General features: G+C 62.4%; 17 protein-coding genes. 13 read left to right on the top strand and 4 right to left on the bottom strand.

Annotated elements, in window-relative coordinates; translation table 11 throughout:
• Position 1: 1 nt before the first annotated feature.
• The 4 genes from EI969_RS23455 to EI969_RS23470 form a co-directional block, all read right to left on the bottom strand.
• A complete protein-coding gene (locus EI969_RS23455; RefSeq protein WP_160389876.1) occupies positions 2-1,039 on the bottom strand; it encodes an ABC transporter ATP-binding protein in 1,038 nt (345 codons plus the stop codon).
• A gap of 223 nt (positions 1,040-1,262) precedes the next feature.
• Positions 1,263-2,414: a putative ABC transporter substrate-binding protein YdcS gene (gene ydcS / locus EI969_RS23460; RefSeq protein ID WP_160389878.1), complete on the bottom strand. Its 1,152-nt coding sequence runs from the start codon at positions 2,412-2,414 to the stop codon at positions 1,263-1,265.
• An 84-nt stretch (positions 2,415-2,498) separates the two neighbouring features.
• Complete coding sequence (locus EI969_RS23465; protein ID WP_160389880.1) at positions 2,499-3,986, bottom strand: gamma-aminobutyraldehyde dehydrogenase; 1,488 nt, start codon at positions 3,984-3,986, stop codon at positions 2,499-2,501.
• Positions 3,987-4,088: 102 nt separating this feature from the next.
• Complete coding sequence (locus tag EI969_RS23470; RefSeq protein ID WP_007975056.1) at positions 4,089-5,003, bottom strand: LysR family transcriptional regulator; 915 nt, start codon at positions 5,001-5,003, stop codon at positions 4,089-4,091.
• Between the two features lie 171 nt (positions 5,004-5,174).
• Between EI969_RS23470 and EI969_RS23475 the strand changes: the two genes are divergently transcribed.
• The 13 genes from EI969_RS23475 to EI969_RS23535 all read left to right on the top strand — a co-directional run bounded on the left by EI969_RS23475 (position 5,175) and on the right by EI969_RS23535 (position 20,306).
• Positions 5,175-5,867, top strand: a complete 693-nt coding sequence (locus EI969_RS23475; protein WP_160389882.1) for a tellurite resistance TerB family protein — start codon at positions 5,175-5,177, stop codon at positions 5,865-5,867.
• Positions 5,868-6,174: 307 nt separating this feature from the next.
• Complete coding sequence (locus EI969_RS23480; RefSeq protein WP_160389884.1) at positions 6,175-7,797, top strand: methyl-accepting chemotaxis protein; 1,623 nt, start codon at positions 6,175-6,177, stop codon at positions 7,795-7,797.
• Positions 7,797-8,333 carry a chemotaxis protein CheW gene (locus EI969_RS23485; protein WP_160389885.1) on the top strand — a complete coding sequence of 179 codons (537 nt, stop codon included), beginning with the start codon at positions 7,797-7,799 and terminating at the stop codon, positions 8,331-8,333. Before EI969_RS23480 ends, EI969_RS23485 begins: the two co-directional genes overlap by 1 nt.
• Positions 8,330-9,601, top strand: a complete 1,272-nt coding sequence (locus tag EI969_RS23490; RefSeq protein ID WP_160389886.1) for a CheR family methyltransferase — start codon at positions 8,330-8,332, stop codon at positions 9,599-9,601. Before EI969_RS23485 ends, EI969_RS23490 begins: the two co-directional genes overlap by 4 nt.
• Positions 9,598-10,278 (top strand): chemotaxis protein CheW, encoded by a 681-nt coding sequence (locus EI969_RS23495; RefSeq protein WP_160389887.1) that lies wholly within the window; start codon positions 9,598-9,600, stop codon positions 10,276-10,278. The genes EI969_RS23490 and EI969_RS23495 overlap by 4 nt, the downstream gene beginning before the upstream one ends.
• Positions 10,275-12,533: a hybrid sensor histidine kinase/response regulator gene (locus EI969_RS23500; RefSeq protein ID WP_160389888.1), complete on the top strand. Its 2,259-nt coding sequence runs from the start codon at positions 10,275-10,277 to the stop codon at positions 12,531-12,533. Before EI969_RS23495 ends, EI969_RS23500 begins: the two co-directional genes overlap by 4 nt.
• Positions 12,530-13,540, top strand: a complete 1,011-nt coding sequence (locus tag EI969_RS23505) for a chemotaxis response regulator protein-glutamate methylesterase (protein ID WP_160389889.1) — start codon at positions 12,530-12,532, stop codon at positions 13,538-13,540. The genes EI969_RS23500 and EI969_RS23505 overlap by 4 nt, the downstream gene beginning before the upstream one ends.
• A gap of 48 nt (positions 13,541-13,588) precedes the next feature.
• The gene (locus EI969_RS23510; protein ID WP_160389890.1) at positions 13,589-14,590 is read left to right on the top strand and encodes a PleD family two-component system response regulator; all 1,002 of its coding nucleotides are present in this window, start codon (positions 13,589-13,591) and stop codon (positions 14,588-14,590) included.
• 260 nt (positions 14,591-14,850) lie between these two features.
• Positions 14,851-15,946 (top strand): peptide chain release factor 2 gene (gene prfB / locus EI969_RS23515; protein ID WP_103394385.1). Its coding sequence is split into 2 segments (ribosomal slippage): positions 14,851-14,922 and positions 14,924-15,946, totalling 1,095 coding nucleotides; the frame shifts between segments, so codons are not numbered across the junction.
• Between the two features lie 84 nt (positions 15,947-16,030).
• Positions 16,031-17,533: a lysine--tRNA ligase gene (gene lysS, locus EI969_RS23520; protein ID WP_160389891.1), complete on the top strand. Its 1,503-nt coding sequence runs from the start codon at positions 16,031-16,033 to the stop codon at positions 17,531-17,533.
• Between the two features lie 99 nt (positions 17,534-17,632).
• Complete coding sequence (locus EI969_RS23525) at positions 17,633-18,349, top strand: TetR/AcrR family transcriptional regulator (RefSeq protein WP_204933136.1); 717 nt, start codon at positions 17,633-17,635, stop codon at positions 18,347-18,349.
• Positions 18,350-18,441: 92 nt separating this feature from the next.
• Positions 18,442-18,996: a hypothetical protein gene (locus tag EI969_RS23530; protein ID WP_160389892.1), complete on the top strand. Its 555-nt coding sequence runs from the start codon at positions 18,442-18,444 to the stop codon at positions 18,994-18,996.
• A 32-nt stretch (positions 18,997-19,028) separates the two neighbouring features.
• A complete protein-coding gene (locus EI969_RS23535) occupies positions 19,029-20,306 on the top strand; it encodes a flavohemoglobin expression-modulating QEGLA motif protein (protein ID WP_160389893.1) in 1,278 nt (425 codons plus the stop codon).
• Positions 20,307-20,360 lie beyond the last annotated feature (54 nt).

Consider the following 20,360-nt stretch of genomic DNA (forward strand, 5'->3'; position numbering starts at 1 on the left):
GTCACACCCCGCCCGCAACGGTGTCGTGCAACGGGATCATGGCTTCGCGCGCCCAGCGTGCGCTGATGCGCTGGCCGGTCTGGTGTTGTGCGCTGGTGTCCAGCCATTGGTTGTTGGCCTTGCTGATGTTCAGGGTCTGGCCGTTTTCCAGTTTCAGCTCGTAGCGGGTGGCGCTGCCCTGGTACTGGATGTCGTGCAGCAAACCGCTGACTTCGATCTCGTGGCTGGCCAGCGGGCCTTCGGCGAAACGCACGTGTTCCGGGCGAATCGAGAACGGCTGCGGATTGCCGCTGAGCTGTTTTGCCAGGTCGCCGCGAATCACGTTGGAGGTGCCGACGAATTCCGCGACGAAAGTGGTGGCCGGTTTCATGTACAGGTTGCGCGGGCTGTCGACCTGTTCGATGCGGCCCTTGTTGAACACCGCCACGCGGTCGGACATCGACAGCGCTTCGGTCTGGTCGTGGGTGACGAAGATGAAGGTGATGCCGAGCTGGCGTTGCAGCTTCTTCAATTCGCTCTGCATTTGCTCGCGCAGCTTCAGGTCCAGCGCGCCGAGGGGTTCGTCGAGCAGCAGCACCCGTGGACGGTTGACCAGCGCACGGGCCAGGGCCACACGCTGGCGCTGACCACCGGAGAGCTGCACCGGCTTGCGCTCGCCATAGCCGCCGAGGGCAACCATTTCCAGGGATTCTTCGGCACGCTTGAGGCGCTCGGCCTTGCCGATGCCTTTGACCTTCAAGCCGTAGGCGACGTTGTCACGAACGTTCATGTGCGGGAACAGCGCGTAATCCTGGAACACGGTGTTCACGTCGCGCTGGTACGGCGGCAGGCCGGCGGCCTCTTCGCCATGAATTCGGATGGAACCTGCACTCGGTTGTTCAAAACCGGCGATCAGGCGCAAACAGGTGGTCTTGCCCGAGCCGGAAGGCCCCAGCATGGAGAAGAACTCGCCGTCCTGGATGTCGATGGAAACCCGGTCTACGGCTTTCACTTCGCCGAATTGACGGGAAACGTTGGTGAACTGGACTGCAAGCGTCATGGTGCGGTGCTCCAAAAAGGCGAAGGCCGTCGCAGCGGCCCTGCCTGGACTTCTGAAAAAACAAAAACTTTTATCTGCTGGCCGAGCGCGGTAGCGGCAGCGGCGGTGACACTGTGGGAGCTGGCTTGCCAGCGATGGCGTCAGCACAGTCACTACTGTGTTGCCTGACACTCCGCTATCGCGGGCAAGCCCGCTCCCACAGGGATCTGTTTCACTTCAAGGGTTAACGGCCGCCCATGATCGCGATGTAATCCTGGGTCCAGCGGCTGTACGGCACGAACTTGCCGCCTTCAGCCTGCGGGGTTTTCCAGAAGGCGATCTTGTCGAACTGGTCGAAACCGTTGGTCTTGCAGCCTTCGGCGCCGAGCAGTTCACTGCCCTGGCACGCCGCCGGAACCGCTGGCAGCGAGCCGAACCACGCCGCTACGTCACCCTGGACTTTCGGTTGCAGCGACCAGTCCATCCACTTGTAGGCGCAGTTCGGGTGCTTGGCCTCGGTGTGCAGCATGGTGGTGTCGGCCCAACCGGTGGCGCCTTCTTTCGGGATGGTCGAGGCGATTGGCTGTTTCTCGTTCATCAGGCCGTTGACCTGATACGGCCACGCGCCGGAGGCGACCACGCCTTCGTTCTTGAAGTCGCTCATTTGCACGGTGGTGTCATGCCAGTAGCGATGAATCAACGGCTGCTGGGCGCGCAGCAGGTCGAGCACGGCCTTGTACTGGGCTTCAGTCAGTTCGTAGGGGTTCTGGATGCCCAGTTCCGGCTTGGTGGACTTCAGGTACAGCGCCGCGTCGGCGATGTAGATCGGGCCGTCATAGGCCTGCACGCGGCCTTTGTTCGGCTTGCCGTCGGGCAGGTTTTGCGCATTGAACAGCACGCCCCAGGTGGTCGGCGCGGTCTTGAAGACGTTGGTGTTGTACATCAACACGTTCGGACCCCACTGATACGGGGTGCCGTAGGTTTGCTTGTTGACCACGTACCAGGGGGCATCCTTGAGGCGCGGGTCGATGTTTTTCCAGTTCGGGATCAACGCGGTGTTGATCGGTTGCACACGCTTGCCGACGATCAGGCGCAGCGAGGCGTCGCCGGATGCGGTCACCAGGTCATAACCGCCCTTGGCCATCAGGCTGACCATTTCATCGGAGGTGGCCGCCGTCTTGACGTTGACCTTGCAGCCGGTTTCCTTCTCGAAACCGCTCACCCAGTCATAGGCCTTGTCGCTTTCGCCACGTTCGATGTAGCCGGGCCAGGCCACAATGTCCAGTTGGCCTTCGCCCGCCCCGACAGCTGTGAGCGGCTCGGCGGCCTGGACAGCGGCGCTGGCCAGCAGCGCGGTGGTGATTGCACTGATCAGTGCGGTCTTGTGCACGAACATGGGAATTCCCTCTTCTTTAATTATGGTCGGGGCAGTGTTTTGAACGTGGTGAAGCATGCCGTTGATGGCTTGTTATTAGCGTAGTCAGAGATGCTCGCCATGGCGGGCCATGATGTGCCGCACCACGCTGTAGTCCTGGAGTGAGTCGCTGGACAGGTCTTTGCCGTAGCCCGAACGCTTCAGACCGCCATGGGGCATTTCGCTGACCAGCATGAAGTGGCTGTTGATCCAGGTGCAGCCGTACTGCAAACGCGCCGCGACCTGCATCGCCTTGTCCAGGTTCTGGGTCCAGACCGACGAAGCCAGGCCGTATTCCGAATCGTTGGCCCAGTCCACCGCTTGTGCCAGTTCGTCGAAACGGGTCACGGTGACCACCGGCCCGAACACTTCGCGCTGGACGATCTCGTCACTTTGCTTGCAGCCGGCCAGCAGGGTCGGCTGGTAATAGAAGCCTGCGCCGGAATGCACCGCCGCGCCGGTGACCCGCTCGATGTGCGGCTGGCCAAGGGCGCGTTCGACAAAACTGGCCACGCGATCACGCTGGCGGGTGCTGATCAGCGGGCCGATTTCGTTGTCGGCGTCGCGTTTGCCGGCAAAGCGCAGGCTGCTGACGGCGGCGCCGAGTTCGGCCACCAGACGGTCGTGAATTCCGGCCTGGGCATAAATGCGGCAGGCGGCGGTGCAATCCTGGCCGGCGTTGTAATACCCGTAAGTGCGCACGCCTTCGACCACCGCCTGGATGTCGGCATCGTTGCAGACGATCACCGGGGCCTTGCCGCCGAGCTCGAGGTGGGTGCGCTTGAGGGTTTTCGCTGCGGCCTGGAGGATTTTCTGACCGGTGACGATGTCGCCGGTCAGCGACACCATGCGGATCTTTGGATGGCTGACCAAATGGCTGCCGACGCCTTCGCCGCCACCGCAAACGATGTTGATCACACCCCGTGGCAGGATTTCGGCAAGTGCCGGGGCCAGGGCCAGGATCGACAGCGGCGTGTGCTCCGAGGGCTTGAACACCAGGGTGTTGCCGGCGGCGAGGGCCGGGGCGATTTTCCACGCGGCCATCATGATCGGGTAGTTCCACGGCGCAATCGACGCGACTACTCCGATAGGATCGCGACGGACCATGCTGGTGTAGCCCGGCAGGTATTCGCCACTGAGCTGGCCGGTCTGGCAACGCACGGCGCCGGCGAAGAAGCGGAATACGTCGACCGTGGCACTCAGGTCATCCTGACGGGCCAGGTGCAACGGCTTGCCGCAGTTCATGGATTCGAGGCGGGCGAGCAGGTCGGCGTTTTTTTCGATGGCGTTGGCGATGTCCAGCAACAGGTTCGAACGCTGCTGAGGCGTGGTCCGTGACCAACCGGCAAAGGCGCGGTTGGCGGCAAGGATCGCGGCTTCGACCTGCTCGGTGCTGGCTTCGGCGATCTGCGTGATGATTTCGCCGGTGGCGGGGTTGAGGATCGGCTCGACACAGCCTTGGCCGGCGACTAATTCACCATCAATCAATAATGCGGTGAACAACGGGGTCTGCGCGCCAGCCATTTTTCGGGTTCTCTTTTCTTGTGTGGCCATGGTGTTCCCAGTGATGGGGTCCCGGCCGTCTTATATAGATGTAACAAGACTAGTGCGCGGACCCGAGGACAACAAATACTAAATACTGAAGGTGGCGTTCGATTAAATAGATGGCTTGCGCCCGCCGTGGGGTTGTTCGCGTGCAACCGTGAGGAACGGGTCCACCAGCGCCGGCCGCGCGGTGCCGCGACGCCAGGCCAGGCCGACGTCGAGGGTCTGGCTGAGGTCGGCAATCGGTCGGGCTTCGATGATGTCGCCCTCCAGTGACCAAGGGCGATAGGTCATATCGGGCTGAATCGACACGCCGAGGCCGGCAGCCACCAGGCTTCGCACCGCTTCGGTCGAGGCCGTGCGCAGGGTGATGCGCGGTTGCAGGGAGGCTGCCGACCACATGCGCTGGGCGTTGCGGTCCATTTCATCGACGTTCAGCTGAATCAGCGGCTCGCGGGCCACGTCGGCGAGGTTGATGCTGTCGTGCTCCAGCAAGGGGTGTTGGGCGGGCAGCCATAGTCGGTGCGGCGAGTGAGTCAGCACTTCGGTCTGCAAGGCGTGGCGGTCTTCGAGGTTGGAGAGGATCAGCACACCGACATCGATCTCGCCGCTGACCAGCAAATGCTCGATGTACGGGCGCTCGTCTTCCATCACGCGGATTTCCACGTTGGGGTAGGCGCGCTGGAAGCGGGTGAGCAAGTCCGCCAGGTAATACCCGGCCACCAGGCTGGTCACGCCGACGATCAACTGCCCGGCCACCTGGTCGGTGCTCTGTTGCAGGCTGCGCTTGGCGTTATCCACGGTGGCCAGGATCAGGTGCGCCTGACGCAGGAATTGATGGCCCTGGTGGGTCAGGGTCATGCCCTTGGCGTGGCGGCTGAACAGGCTGACGCCGATTTCTTCCTCCAGTTGCTGGATCGCCAGGGTCAGGGTCGACTGGGAAATGAACGCGGTCTGCGCGGCGGCGGAGATCGAACCGGTCTCGGCCACGGCGATGAAATGGCGGATCTGACGCAAGGTCATCATGGGAAAGTACCCGGTGGGCTGTTTTTATCGATTAGCGAGAGTCTATATCTTTTTTTTCGATAGATAGCGTCTCGATGCAACATCTGGAAGCACTCTCGCGCACGGGGCGTGGGCACTTTCCAACTAGGCTGGTGGCCTTATTTCAGGTTAAACGTCCTGTGGAGGCGAAAAATGAACACCCGTGGATTGCTTGATCAACTGCTCAAATCCGGTCAGGACCTGTTGCAGAACAAGGCTGGCAGCTCTTCGCAAAAAGGCACGAGCGGCAGCGCCGGTGCCCTCGGTGGTCTGCTCTCCGGCGCAAGCGGCGGGGCATTGGCGGCCGGCGCCATGGGCTTGCTGCTGGGCAGCAAAAAGGCCCGTAAAGTCGGGGGCAAGGTCGCGGTCTACGGCGGACTCGCCGCGTTGGGCGTGCTGGCCTACAAGGCCTACGGCAACTGGCAGGCCCAGCAGGGCACTGCGCCAGAAACTGAACCGCAAACCCTCGACCGCTTGCCTGCCGCGCAAGTCGAGCAGCACAGCCAGGCGATTCTCAGGGCGCTGGTGGCCGCGGCCAAGGCTGACGGACATGTCGACGAACGTGAGCGCGCACTGATCGAGGGCGAGTTCATCAAGCTCGATAATGACCAGGAGCTGCAACACTGGCTGCACGCCGAACTCAACAAGCCGCTGGACCCCGCCGACGTCGCCCGTGCCGCGCGCACGCCGGAGACCGCCGCCGAGATGTACATCGCGAGTGTGATGATGGTCGACGAGGAGAACTTCATGGAGAAGTCCTACCTGGATGAACTGGCGCGGCAACTCAAGCTGGAGCCGGGGTTGAAGGCCGAGCTCGAGAAACAGGTGCGCCAGGCTTCGATGTAATTGTGGGAGCTGGTTTGCTAGCGAAGGCGATCATTCAGTCACTAGTGGGTTGTCTGGCACAACGCTTCGCTGGCAAGCCAGCTCCTACAATGCAGGTCTTTTCAGCCACACCCCATCCCCAATGGCCGATCCGTCGCCCGTTTCCACCCAATCGCCACTGGCACTCATCCCCTCCTTTAGCGGACATTCCCCATCCAGAGCCCACCGGCTTGTCCGCGGGATGAGCGGCGGCGTGCATCCGTCTTATAAATGAAACACCGCCCTCGGCTATACTCCCCGCATTTCGAATCAGGCCCGAGGATTGACTGTGAAGAACTGGACGTTGCGCCAACGCATTTTGGCGAGCTTTGCGGTAATTATCGCCATCATGTTGCTGATGGTGGTCGTCTCGTATTCCCGCCTGTTGAAGATCGAAAGCAGTGAAGCCAGCGTTCGTGAAGATGCGCTGCCAGGCTTGTATTACAGCTCGATGATTCGGGGCGCCTGGTCCGACAGCTACCTGCGCATTCAGGCCATGCTGGGTCTGGAGGCAGGGCAGGGCTTCAGTGCCGAGGATACTGAAAACTTCAAGGCTTACGCCGCACGGCTGCAAGAGCAGATGGAGCTCTACCGAGGGACGATTGCCGACGAAGAGGACCGGGTCCAGTACGCTGAGTTCGAAAAACGCAGCGAGGACTACCACCGTATTCTGGCGGCGGTGATCGAGTTGTATAAACGCAACCAGAACAGCGAAGCCATCAACCTGTACAAGGGCGAACTGACCCCGGCCTGGACGGCGGGCCGCATGAAGCTCAATGACATTTTGCGTCACAACAAGTCGGTGGCAGACAGGGACATCGCAGCTATCGACGATGCGGTAGTCACCGCCAAAACCATCATGGGCATTTCCCTGCTGGTGGCGGTGCTGGCCGCCGGCCTCTGCGGCCTGCTGCTGATGCGCGCCATCATGGCGCCGATGAACCGCATCGTGAAGATCCTCGAAATCATGCGCACCGGCGACCTCAGCAGCCGCCTGAACCTGGAGCGCAAGGACGAATTCGGTGCGGTGGAGACCGGTTTCAACGACATGATGACCGAGCTCACTTCCCTGGTGTCCCAGGCTCAGCGCTCGTCGGTGCAGGTAACCACGTCGGTGACCGAGATCGCCGCGACGTCCAAGCAGCAGCAAGCCACCGCCACGGAAACCGCCGCCACCACCACCGAAATCGGCGCGACTTCGCGCGAGATCGCTGCCACTTCCCGGGATCTGGTGCGCACCATGACCGAGGTTTCCACCGCCGCCGACCAGGCTTCCGTAGCCGCGGGCTCCGGGCAACAGGGCCTGGCACGCATGGAAGAAACCATGCACTCGGTGATGGGCGCGGCCGATCTGGTCAACGCCAAGCTGGCGATCCTCAACGAGAAGGCCGGCAACATCAATCAGGTGGTGGTGACCATCGTCAAGGTCGCCGACCAGACCAACCTGCTGTCGCTCAACGCGGCCATCGAGGCCGAGAAGGCCGGCGAGTACGGGCGCGGTTTTGCCGTGGTCGCCACCGAAGTGCGGCGCCTGGCGGACCAGACGGCGGTGGCCACCTACGACATCGAGCAAATGGTGCGCGAGATCCAGTCGGCGGTATCGGCGGGGGTCATGGGCATGGACAAGTTCTCCGAAGAAGTGCGTCGCGGCATGTCCGAGGTGCAGCAGGTCGGCGAGCAGTTGTCGCAGATCATTCATCAGGTCCAGGCGCTGGCGCCACGGGTGCTGATGGTCAACGAAGGCATGCAGGCCCAGGCCACGGGTGCCGAGCAGATCAACCATGCGCTGGTGCAGTTGGGTGATGCCAGCAGCCAGACGGTCGAGTCCCTGCGCCAGGCCAGTTTCGCCATCGATGAGCTGAGCCAGGTGGCCGTCGGGCTGCGCAGCGGCGTTTCGCGATTCAAAGTCTGATGAGCGAAATCACGGCCAAACGCGCTACCGTGAAGCAGGCGCCGCATGCATTGTTCCTGGTGTTTCGCATCGGCAACGAGCGCTATGCCTTGAAGGCTGTCGAAGTGGCGGAAGTGCTGCCGCGCCTGCCCTTGAAGCCGATTGCCCATGCCCCCGCCTGGGTCGCCGGGGTGTTCGCCTATCGCGGCACCGTGGTGCCGGTGATCGACTTGAGTGCGCTGACGTTTGGAACGCCTGCACAGGCTCGTACCAGCACCCGGCTGGTGCTGGTCAACTATTGCCCGGATGAAACCGGCGAAGCCCGACTGCTCGGGCTGATCCTGGAACAGGCGACCGATACCCTGCGCTGCGATCCGGCGGACTTTCAGCCCTACGGCCTGGACAATCGCCAGAGCCCTTACCTGGGGCCGGTGCGCAAGGATGAGCAGGGTCTGTTGCAATGGGTCCGGGTCCGCGATCTGCTGAACGATCAGGTGCGCGCCTTGTTGTTTCCTTCGCCGCCCATGGACCCGGCGCTGCTGGAGGCGCGGTCATGACCAGTGACCAGCGTTTTTTCGACTTCCTCAAGGAAACCATCGGGCTCGACGTGACCTCGGTGGGACCTGCGATCATCGAGCGAGCGGTGCGCCAGCGCAGCATCGTTGCGCAAGCCGTGTCGGCCGATGAATATTGGCGCACCTTGCAGGGCTCGCGGGACGAGCAGCAGGCATTGATCGAAGCGGTGATCGTTCCGGAAACCTGGTTCTTCCGCTATCCGGAGTCCTTCGCCACGCTGGCGAAACTGGCGAGCAAGCGTCTGAGCGAAATCAACAACCTGCGCGCCCTGCGGATTCTCAGTCTGCCGTGCTCCACGGGCGAAGAACCGTACTCGATCGCCATGGCGTTGCTCGATGCGGGGCTCAAGCCGCACCAGTTCAAGGTCGACGGCATGGACGTCAGCCCGTTGTCGGTGGATAAAGCCAGGCGTGCCTTGTACGGCAAGAACTCCTTTCGGGGCGACGACATTGCGTATCGCGACCGTCACTTCACGGCCGTGGGCGATGGCTATCGCCTGGACCCGCGCGTGCAGGAACAGGTGCGCTTGCAAGTCGCCAACCTGCTGGACCCGGGCTTGCTGGCCGGTGAGCCGCCCTTCGATTTCGTGTTTTGTCGCAACCTGCTGATCTATTTCGACCAGCCGACCCAGAAGCAGGTTTTCGAGGTGCTCAAGCACCTGACCCACGTTGACGGGGTGCTGTTTATCGGCCCGGCCGAAGGCAGCCTGCTCGGGCGCTTGGGGATGCGCTCGATCGGTATCGCGCAGTCCTTCGCCTTCAGTCGACAGGCGACTCCAGACCCTGAGCCCTTGCCGGCATTCGTTCCAGCCCCCTTGCCGGTGCCGCAACCGTTGCGCAAGCCCGCGCCTGCGCCAGTGCGCAGCCGTCCCTTCGCCAGTGTCGTGCCGCTGCCTTCTGCGCCGAAAACGCCCGGCAGCGATACGACCGTGCTGCTGGCGAACATCGCCGCGCTGGCCAACGCAGGCAAAAGCGCCGAGGCGCGGGCCGCTTGTGAAAGCTATTTGCGCAGTCATGAACCGGTAGCCCAGGTGTTCTATTGGCTGGGGCTGCTCAGCGATGTCGCCGGCAATGTCCTGGAGGCCCAGGGCTTTTATCGCAAGGCGTTGTACCTCGAACCGCAACATCCCGACGCGTTGATGCACCTGGCCGCACTGCTGCAGGCCCAGGGCGACGCGGCGGGAGCCAGACGATTGCAGGAGCGTGCCGCCCGCAGCGAGCGCGCCGCCGACAGTGAGCGTAAACGATGATCGCCTCCGACACCTTCAGCGTTACCCGGGATGCCCAGGCCATCGACGACTGCTGGAACCGCATCGGTATCCACGGCGACAAGTCCTGCCCCTTGCTGGCCGAACATATCCATTGCCGCAATTGTGCGGTGTACTCGGCGGCCGCCACACGCCTGCTGGACCGCTATGCGTTGCAGCAGGAGGATCGCGGGTCGGTGTCCGTCGCGGTCGAAAGCGAGGTGAAAACCCGCTCGTTGTTGATGTTCCGTCTGGGTGAAGAATGGCTGGGCCTCGCGACCCGCAGTCTGGTCGAGGTGGCGCCGCTGCAAGCGATTCATTCCTTGCCGCATCAACGTTCGCGCGCCTTGCTCGGCGTGGCGAATGTGCGCGGTGCGCTGGTCGCCTGCCTGTCGCTGGTGGAGCTGCTCGGGCTCGACGCCACCGGCAATCCGGTATCGGGCGCGCGGGTCATGCCGCGCATGCTGATCATCGCGGCCCACGGCGGGCCGGTGGTGGTGCCGGTGGACGAAGTCGACGGGATTCACGCCATCGACGAGCATATCCTCGACAGCGCATCGCGCTCGGGGGCTCAGGCCAGCGCCAAATACACCCGTGGCGTGTTGCAATTCAAAGGTCGCAGCCTGCGTTGGCTGGATGAAGAACAGCTGCTGTCCGCCGTGACCCGGAGCCTCACATGACCCCCGAGCAAATGCGCGACGCCTCTTTGCTGGAGCTGTTCAGCCTCGAGGCCGAAGCCCAGACCCAGGTCTTGAGCGCCGGCCTGCTGGCGCTAGAGCGCGACCCGACCCAGTCGGACCAGCTTGAATCGTGCATGCGTGCCGCGCACTCGCTCAAGGGCGCGGCGCGGATCGTTGGCGTCGATGCCGGGGTCAGCGTTGCCCATGTGATGGAAGATTGCCTGGTCAGTGCCCAGGAAGGGCGCCTGTTGCTGCGCCCCGGGCACATCGATGCGTTGCTGCAAGGCACCGATTTGCTGATGCGCATCGCCACGCCGGGCAACAGTCCGCAAGCCACGGACATCGAGGCCTACGTGGCGTTGATGGCACACTTGCTGGATCCGACGGCGCCGCTGGCTGCGCCTGCAGCACCGGTGATGGCCGAGTTGCAACTCGAAGCACCCGCGCCCGTGGTCGAACCGCCACCGGAACCCGCCCCGCGCAAGACCAAGCGCACCACCGAAAACGGTGAACGTGTGCTGCGGGTCACCGCCGAGCGCCTGAACAGCCTGCTCGACCTGTCGAGCAAATCCCTGGTGGAAACCCAGCGGCTCAAACCGCACCTGGCGACCATGCAGCGCCTCAAGCGCATGCAGAGCAACAGCCTGCGGGCGCTGGAGAATCTCAACGTGCATCTCAAGGATCACGCCTTGAGCCTGGAGGCCCGGGAAGCCCTTGAGGATGCGCGGCGCTTGCTCGCGCAGTCCCAGCAGTTGCTCATGGAAAAGAACGCCGAGCTCGATGAGTTCGCCTGGCAGGCCAGCCAGCGGGCGCAGGTGTTGTACGACACGGCGCTGGCTTGCCGCATGCGGCCGTTTGCCGATGTGCTGACCGGGCAGGTGCGCATGGTCCGGGATCTGGGGCGCGACCTGGGCAAACAGGTGCGCCTGGAAATCGACGGCGAGAAGACTCAGGTCGACCGCGACGTCCTGGAAAAGCTCGAAGCGCCGCTGACGCATCTGTTGCGCAACGCGGTCGACCACGGCATCGAAACCCCGGAGCAGCGCCTGCTGGCGGGCAAGCCGGCGGAAGGTCTGATCCGCCTGCGCGCGTCTCATCAAGCCGGCCTGCTGGTACTCGAGTTGAGCGATGACGGTAACGGCGTCGACCTGGAAAAGGTCCGTCGCAGCATCGTCGAGCGCAGTTTGTCGCCCGCGCAAACCGCCGCGCAGTTGAGCGAAGAAGAGCTGCTGACGTTCCTGTTCCTGCCCGGTTTCAGTCTGCGCGACACGGTCACCGAGGTGTCCGGTCGGGGCGTCGGCCTGGATGCGGTGCAGCACATGGTCCGGCAGTTGCGCGGCGCGGTGGTGCTGGAGCAAACGGCGGGCGAGGGCAGTCGCTTCCACCTCGAAGTGCCGCTGACCCTGTCGGTGGTGCGCAGCCTGGTCGTGGAAGTCGGCGACGAAGCCTATGCCTTCCCGCTGGCGCACATCGAGCGCATGTGTGATCTGGAGCCGGCGGATATCGTCCAGGTCGAAGGTCGCCAGCACTTCTGGCACGAAGGCCGGCATGTCGGTCTGGTGGCGGCCAGCCAGTTGCTGCACCGCCCGGCCAGCCAGGACAGCGGGCAAACCCTGAAGGTCGTGGTGATTCGCGAGCGCGATGCGATCTACGGGGTGGCGGTGGAGCGCTTTATCGGTGAGCGCACGCTGGTGGTGCTGCCGCTGGATGAGCGTCTGGGCAAGGTGCAGGACATCTCCGCCGGGGCCTTGCTCGACGACGGTTCGGTGGTGCTGATCGTCGATGTCGAAGACATGCTGCGGTCGGTGGAAAAACTCCTCAACACCGGGCGCCTGGAGCGCATAGCCCGTCACAGCAATCAGGTGGTCGAGGCGGCCCGCAAACGAATTCTGGTGGTGGACGATTCCCTGACCGTGCGAGAGTTGCAGCGCAAGCTGTTGCTCAATCGCGGCTACGACGTGGCGGTTGCGGTAGATGGCATGGACGGCTGGAACGCGCTGCGTTCGGAGGATTTCGATCTGTTGATCACCGACATAGACATGCCACGCATGGACGGCATCGAACTGGTCACGCTGCTGCGTCGCGACAATCGCCTGCAATCGCTGCCGGTGATGGTGGTGTCCTACAAGGATCGTGAAGAGGACCGGCGCCGTGGACTGGATGCCGGGGCCGACTATTATCTAGCCAAGGCCAGTTTTCATGACGACGCCTTGCTCGATGCAGTGGTCGAGCTCATCGGAGGAGCGCGGGCATGAGGATTGCTATCGTCAACGACATGCCCATGGCGGTGGAGGCCCTGCGCCGCGCCCTGGCATTCGAGCCGACGCATGAGGTGGTCTGGGTCGCCGGCAATGGCGCCGAAGCGGTCCGCCATTGTGCGCAGGACACGCCGGACCTGATCCTGATGGACCTGATCATGCCGGTGATGGATGGCGTCGAAGCCACGCGGCGGATCATGGCCGAGACGCCGTGTGCCATCGTCATCGTCACCGTGGATCGCCAGCAGAACGTGCACCGGGTGTTCGAGGCCATGGGTCACGGTGCGCTGGACGTGGTCGACACCCCGACCGTCGGCGCCGGCAACGCCCAGGAAGCGGCTGCGCCGTTGTTGCGCAAGATCATGAACATCGGCTGGCTGATCGGCGACAAGGGCAACCGCCTGCGCTCGGCGCCGGCACCATTGCGCCATTCGGGTTCACGCCAGAGCCTGATCGCCATTGGCTCATCGGCCGGTGGGCCGGCGGCGCTGGAAGTCTTGCTCAAGGGGCTGCCGCGTGATTTCTCGCCGGCCATCGTGCTGGTGCAGCACGTTGACCAGGTGTTTGCCGCCGGCATGGCCGAATGGCTCGGCAGCGCCAGCGGTCTCAGGGTGCGCCTGGCCCAGGAAGGCGAGACGCCGCAAGGCGGCACGGTGTTGCTGGCCGGCACCAACCACCATATTCGCTTGCTGAAAAACGGCACGCTGGCCTACACCGCCGAACCGGTCAACGAGATCTACCGGCCCTCCATCGATGTGTTCTTCGAGAGCGTGGCCAGTCACTGGAACGGTGATGCCGTGGGGGTTTTGCTCACCGGCATGGGGCGTGATGGCGCCCAGGGGCTTAAACTCATGCGCCAACAGGGTTACCTGACCATCGCACAAGACCAGGGCAGCAGTGCGGTGTACGGCATGCCGAAGGCGGCAGCGGCCATCGACGCTGCCGTGGAGATTCGCCCGCTGGACAAGATAGCGCCACGATTGCTGGAGATTTTCGCTAAATGAGCACCTTTTCCCGCAATCCTGGCCCAGGCAGTACTCAGGTGACCGCACATGAATGAATTACAGCTGGACGACTTCAAGACCGACGAAAACGCCGCCATGGTGTTGCTGGTGGACGACCAGGCCATGATCGGCGAAGCCGTGCGCCGGGGTCTGGCGAACGAAGAGAATATCGACTTCCACTTCTGCGCCGACCCGCACCAGGCCATCGCCCACGCGGTGCGCATCAAGCCGACGGTGATCCTGCAGGATCTGGTCATGCCCGGCCTCGACGGTCTGAGCCTGGTGCGCGAGTACCGCAATCACCCGGCGACCAAGGACATCCCGATCATCGTCCTGTCGACCAAGGAAGACCCGCTGATCAAGAGCGCGGCCTTCGCGGCCGGGGCCAACGATTACCTGGTCAAGCTGCCGGACAACATCGAACTGGTCGCGCGCATCCGCTACCACTCGCGCTCCTACATGACCCTGCTGCAACGGGACGCGGCCTACCGTGCGTTGCGGGTCAGCCAGCAGCAACTGCTCGACACCAACCTGGTGTTGCAACGCCTGATGAACTCCGATGGCCTGACCGGCCTGTCGAACCGCCGGCACTTTGATGAATACATGGAGCTGGAGTGGCGCCGTTCGGTGCGTGAGCAAAGCCAGTTGTCGTTGCTGATGATCGACGTGGACTACTTCAAGGCCTACAACGACAGCTTCGGCCACCTGGAGGGCGACGAAGCCCTGCGCAAGGTCGCCGCGGCGATCAAGGATGCCAGTGCCCGACCTTCGGACCTGCCGGCCCGCTACGGCGGCGAAGAATTCGCCCTGGTGCTGCCCAACACCTCACCGGGCGGCGCGCGGCTGGTGGCGGAAAAGCTGCGCCAGACCGTGGCAGCGCTGAAGATCCCGCACAATTCGCCAAGCGAAGGGTCGAGCCTGACCATCAGCATCGGCCTGTCGACCATCACCCCGAAAGCCGGCAGTAATTGCCGAGAGCTGATCTCGGCGGCGGACAAGGGGCTGTATTCGGCGAAGAACAATGGGCGTAATCAGGTGGGGGTGGAGTGATCTGCAATTTCTACCGGGCGACATAGAACCTGTGGGAGCGGGCTTGCCCGCGATGAGGGCCTGACGGTCGAAACTTTCTTCGACTGACATACCGTCATCGCGGGCAAGCCGGATCGCCGCACCGCCGGCTCCCACAGGGTTCTGCGTCGTTGCAGGGATCGCTGCTAAACCTGCCTTTTCAGCCAAGCGGACTGCCGTTGCCGGCCGTTTCCCGGTATACTCGCCGGCTTTCAAAAGTTCGCCAACGAGTGCTGCCCGTCATGGAAATCAACCCGATCCTGAACACCATCAAGGACCTGTCCGAGCGCTCCGAAACTATTCGGGGGTATCTTTGACTACGATCAAAAGCATGAGCGTCTGACCGAAGTCAATCGCGAGCTTGAAGATCCGAGTGTCTGGAACAAACCTGAATACGCCCAGGAGCTGGGCCGCGAGCGCGCTGCGCTGGCGCAGATCGTCGAAACCCTCGACGAGCTGAACACCGGTCTGGCCGATTGCCGCGACCTGCTGGACATGGCCGTCGAAGAAAACGACGAAGGCGCAGTGGGCGATGTCGTCGCCGAGCTGGCCCGTCTCGAGGAAAATCTGGCCAAGCTGGAATTCCGTCGCATGTTCAGCCACGAAATGGACCCGAACAACGCCTACCTGGACATCCAGGCCGGTTCCGGCGGCACCGAAGCCCAGGACTGGGCCAACATCCTGCTGCGCATGTACCTGCGCTGGGCCGACAAGCGCGGCTTCGACGCGACCATCATGGAACTGTCCGCCGGTGAAGTCGCCGGGATCAAGGGCGCGACCGTGCACATCAAGGGCGAATACGCCTTTGGCTGGTTGCGCACCGAGATCGGCGTGCACCGCCTGGTGCGCAAGAGCCCGTTCGACTCCGGCAACCGTCGCCACACCTCGTTCTCTGCAGTTTTCGTCTCGCCAGAGATCGATGACAAGGTGGAAATCGAAATCAACCCGGCAGACTTGCGGATCGACACCTATCGTTCCTCCGGTGCCGGTGGTCAGCACGTAAACACCACCGACTCGGCCGTACGTATCACCCACGTACCGACCAACACCGTGGTCAGCTGCCAGAACGAACGTTCCCAGCACGCCAACAAGGACACCGCCATGAAAATGCTGCGGGCCAAGTTGTACGAGCAGGAAATGCAGAAGCGCAACGCGGCGTCCCAGGCGCTGGAAGACACCAAGTCCGATATCGGCTGGGGTCACCAGATCCGTTCGTACGTGCTCGATGCCTCGCGGATCAAGGATCTGCGCACCAACATCGAACGCAGCGACTGCGACAAGGTGCTCGATGGCGACATCGACGAATACCTGGAAGCCAGCCTGAAGTCCGGGCTGTAATACCGCGATCCCCTGTAGGAGCCGGCTTGCCGGCGATCCCCGGCCGCAGGCCGGGGACAACAACCAGATGGAATATTTAAAGACATGAGCGACCAAGAACTCGATCCGCAAGCCCTGCAACAGGAAGAAAACTCCCTGATCGCCCTGCGCAAGGAAAAGCTTGCTGCCGAGCGCGCCAAGGGCAATGCCTTCCCGAATGACTTCCGCCGCGAAAACTACTGCGAGCAACTGCAGAAACAGTACGCGGACAAGACCAAGGAAGAGCTGGCAGAGGCTGCGATCCCGGTCAAGGTTGCCGGTCGTATCATGCTCAACCGTGGCTCGTTCATGGTGATCCAGGACATGACCGGTCGCATCCAGGTCTACGTCAACCGCAAGACCCTGTCCGAAGAAACCCTGGCCGCGGTGAAAACCTGGGACATGGGCGACATCATTGCCGCCGAAGGCACCCTGGCCCGTTCCGGCAAGGGCGACCTGTACGTTGAAATGACCAACGTGCGCCTGCTGACCAAATCCCTGCGCCCGCTGCCGGACAAGCACCACGGCCTGACCGACACCGAACAGCGCTACCGCCAGCGCTACGTTGACCTGATCGTCAACGAAGACGTGCGCCAGACGTTCCGCGTGCGTTCGCAAGTCATCGCCCACATCCGCAGCTTCCTGATGCAGCGTGACTTCCTGGAAGTGGAAACGCCGATGCTGCAGACCATTCCTGGCGGCGCGGCAGCCAAGCCGTTCGAGACTCACCACAACGCGCTGGACATGGGCATGTTCCTGCGTATCGCGCCGGAGCTGTACCTCAAGCGCCTGGTTGTTGGTGGCTTCGAGAAAGTGTTCGAGATCAACCGCAACTTCCGAAACGAAGGCGTTTCGACTCGTCACAACCCTGAATTCACCATGTTGGAGTTCTACCAGGCCTACGCCGACTACGAAGACAACATGGACCTGACCGAAGAACTGTTCCGCGAACTGGCTCAGCTGGTCCTGGGCAGCACCGACGTGCCGTACGGCGACAAGGTGTTCCACTTCGGCGAGCCGTTCGTGCGTCTGTCGGTGTTCGACTCGATCCTCAAGTACAACCCTGATCTGACCGCCGATGACCTCAACGACATCGACAAGGCTCGCGCCATCGCCAAGAAAGCCGGCGCCAAGGTGCTGGGCTTCGAAGGCCTGGGCAAATTGCAGGTGATGATTTTCGAAGAACTGGTCGAGCACAAGCTGGAGCAGCCGCACTTCATTACCCAGTACCCGTTCGAAGTGTCGCCGCTGGCCCGTCGCAACGACGAGAACCCGAACGTCACCGACCGTTTCGAGCTGTTCATCGGTGGTCGTGAAATCGCCAATGCCTACTCCGAGTTGAACGACGCGGAAGACCAGGCCGAGCGTTTCATGGCCCAGGTGGCCGACAAGGACGCCGGCGACGACGAAGCCATGCACTACGACGCCGATTTCGTGCGTGCGCTGGAGTACGGCATGCCGCCAACGGCGGGTGAAGGCATCGGTATCGACCGCCTGGTGATGCTGCTGACCAATTCACCGTCGATCCGCGACGTGATCCTGTTCCCGCACATGCGGCCGCAAGCGTAAGTGTTTCAATTAAAAAACCGCCTTTTCAGGCGGTTTTTTATTGCCTGTCTGGTACAAACGTATCAACTTGTTACTTTCATCTGAGAGGAAATACCTGTCGTGATTCGTGCAATGGCTCAAGAAGGTGCAGCGGGTGTCGCCACTGCGGTCGCTGAAAGTGTTCAGTACCAGGGCCGCAAGGCCAGCCGACAGGGCAGCGAGCAGCGTCGACAGGACATTCTCGACGCCGCCATGCGCATTGTCGTGCGCGATGGCGTGCGCGCCGTACGGCACCGTGCGGTGGCCGCCGAGGCGCAAGTGCCGTTGTCGGCGACCACTTACTATTTCAAGGATATCGATGACCTGCTCACCGATACCTTCGCCCAATACGTGGAACGCAGTGCGGCGTACATGGGCAAGCTGTGGGTGAACAACGAAGGCCTGCTGCGCGACATGATCGCCAGTGGCGATGGCAGCCCGCAGGCGCGTTCGAAACTGGCGGACGACATTGCCCGGCTGATGACCGATTACGTTCACCGGCAACTGGTCAATCGCCGTGAACATTTGATGGCTGAGCAGGCGTTTCGCCAGGAAGCATTGCTCAACCCGCGCCTGGCCGAACTGGTGCGCTCGCATCAGCAGATCCTGTTGCAGGGCTCTTGCCAGCTGTTCCAGGTGCTGGGCTCGCGCGAGCCGCATCAGGATGCCAAGGTGTTGACGGCGATTATCGGCCGGATGGAATATCAGGGGCTGCTCAACGTAGACGAGCCGGCCGCCGAAGAGGAAATGCTCGGCATCCTGACGCGCTACATGCACCTGGTGCTGGCGTCGGTGTAAGCCGGGCTGGTGCTTCACCCTGTGGGAGCAAGCTCGCTCCCACAGGGGAAGGTATCCACTTCAGGGCGACGTATGTTCATAGGGAGTTTTGAATGAAAGCCTGGCGTGTCGTGGTGATCGCCTTGTCGTTCCTGCTGCTCAGTGGCTGTCTGGTGACCTTCAAGGAGCCGCTGCCTGCAAGCGAGCCCGCGCCCAAAGGATTGCTCGGCAAGTGGACCAGCACCAATGCCTGGGGCGAGGCGCTCAACCTCGAGCTGACCCGCATCGGCGACAACCGCTATCAGGCCGTCAGCTATTACCGGGCCAGACCCAGGGAACGGGAGGCCTATCCCTTCACGGTGACGCGCCATGGCAGCCGCTGGTATCTGTCGGCGAAGGTGCCGGCGCAATTCGGCGGGCATTTCACCCTTGGCGGGTTTGAACTGACCGACAAACATGAGTTGGTGGTGTACAACCTCGACCTCGAACAAATCAATCAAGCCATCAAGCAGAAAGCCCTGAGTGGCGAAAGCTTCCAGACCAATGACGGCGACGGCGTATTGATCGACAGCAACGTGGATCAGGTTGCCGCCTACCTCGACGACCCGGCCAATTCCGATGTGTTCGTCGAAGCGGTCCGCTATCAGCGTCAGGCCAAAGCCAAATAACCGGCAACAACGGGTTTCTACAGGAGTTTCGCGTGGACGATTACCAACAGTCGATACGCATTTTGTCCGATCGCATCGTGCTGGCACAGACGCCGATCCGCGTACTCGATGCGGTCAAATGGGACGACAATATTCGCAAGGGCTTCCTCAAGGCCAAGGGCAAGGAAATGCCGGCGGTGGACCGCGACTATTACCTCAACCGGCCGTTGGCATTCGATTCCAGCAAAGTGAAGCTGGAGTTCCAGAACATCGAGCGCGACATCACCCGCCAGCTCGGCCAGTTCAACCCGGTCGGCCAGATCATGCGGCGCATGTGCAAGGAATACCGCATGGTGATCCGCATGCTCGAAGCGCGCGGCACCGAGGATTTCGGCCTGATTTCCCAGGAGTTGTACGGCGCCGCGTCCGACGCGTTCCACGCCGGCGACCCGACCCTGTCTGACCTGGGCATGATGTTGTCCGAATACCTGAACAACATCGACGGCCGTGGCGATCTGAAAGATGAACCGAAGACGCTGACGGCCAAGGATGCGGTCGACATGTTGCAGCATCGCTTGAACAAGGTGTTTGGCGAAGCCGAGGAGACCATTCGGGTGTTCGAGTCCGACGGCATCGTCGCCGACGCGGCGGCCGGCGCCGACTACATCAAGATCCGCTCCGACGCGATGTTCAACAACCGCGACGTGCGCGCCCTGGAAGTCCACGAAGGGCTAGTGCACGTCGGCACCACGCTCAACGGCCTGAACCAGCCGATCTGCACCTTCCTGGCCAAGGGGCCGCCCTCGTCGACGGTGACCCAGGAAGGCCTGGCGATCCTGATGGAAATCATCACCTTCGCCTCGTACCCGAGCCGCCTGCGCAAACTCACCAACCGCACCCGCGCCATTCACATGGTGGAGGAGGGCGCGGACTTCCTGCAGGTGTTCGAGTTCTTCCGCGAGCAGGGTTTCGAAATGCCCGAGAGCTACAGCAACGCCAGTCGCGTGTTCCGCGGCTCGGTGCCGACAGGTCTGCCATTTACCAAAGACTTGTCCTACCTCAAGGGCTTCATCATGATTTACAACTACATTCAACTGGCCGTGCGCAAAGGCAAGCTGGAGCAGATACCGCTGTTGTTCTGCGGCAAGACCACCCTGGAAGACATGCGCACCTTGCGCCAGCTGGTGGATGAAGGCCTGGTGGTGCCGCCCAAGTACCTGCCGGAACAGTTCCGCGACATGAACGCGTTGTCGGCGTGGATGTGCTTCTCCAACTTCCTCAACCACCTGAGCCTGGACCGGATCGAGGCGGATTACTCCAACATTTTGTAAGCCCGATGAGGTCACCTGTGGGAGCGAGCCTGCTCGCGAAAGCGGTGTGTCAGA

Origin of the sequence: Pseudomonas sp. PB101 (assembly GCF_009764265.1) — a bacterium.
GTDB lineage: Bacteria > Pseudomonadota > Gammaproteobacteria > Pseudomonadales > Pseudomonadaceae > Aquipseudomonas.

Coding starts and splice junctions, on each gene's coding strand:
- EI969_RS23455 (WP_160389876.1), bottom strand. CDS start 1,039: ATGACGCTTGCAGTCCAGTTCACCAACGTTTCCCGTCAATTCGGCGAA.
- ydcS (WP_160389878.1), bottom strand. CDS start 2,414: ATGTTCGTGCACAAGACCGCACTGATCAGTGCAATCACCACCGCGCTG.
- EI969_RS23465 (WP_160389880.1), bottom strand. CDS start 3,986: ATGGCCACACAAGAAAAGAGAACCCGAAAAATGGCTGGCGCGCAGACC.
- EI969_RS23470 (WP_007975056.1), bottom strand. CDS start 5,003: ATGATGACCTTGCGTCAGATCCGCCATTTCATCGCCGTGGCCGAGACC.
- EI969_RS23475 (WP_160389882.1), top strand. CDS start 5,175: ATGAACACCCGTGGATTGCTTGATCAACTGCTCAAATCCGGTCAGGAC.
- EI969_RS23485 (WP_160389885.1), top strand. CDS start 7,797: ATGAGCGAAATCACGGCCAAACGCGCTACCGTGAAGCAGGCGCCGCAT.
- EI969_RS23490 (WP_160389886.1), top strand. CDS start 8,330: ATGACCAGTGACCAGCGTTTTTTCGACTTCCTCAAGGAAACCATCGGG.
- EI969_RS23495 (WP_160389887.1), top strand. CDS start 9,598: ATGATCGCCTCCGACACCTTCAGCGTTACCCGGGATGCCCAGGCCATC.
- EI969_RS23500 (WP_160389888.1), top strand. CDS start 10,275: ATGACCCCCGAGCAAATGCGCGACGCCTCTTTGCTGGAGCTGTTCAGC.
- EI969_RS23505 (WP_160389889.1), top strand. CDS start 12,530: ATGAGGATTGCTATCGTCAACGACATGCCCATGGCGGTGGAGGCCCTG.
- EI969_RS23510 (WP_160389890.1), top strand. CDS start 13,589: ATGAATGAATTACAGCTGGACGACTTCAAGACCGACGAAAACGCCGCC.
- lysS (WP_160389891.1), top strand. CDS start 16,031: ATGAGCGACCAAGAACTCGATCCGCAAGCCCTGCAACAGGAAGAAAAC.
- EI969_RS23530 (WP_160389892.1), top strand. CDS start 18,442: ATGAAAGCCTGGCGTGTCGTGGTGATCGCCTTGTCGTTCCTGCTGCTC.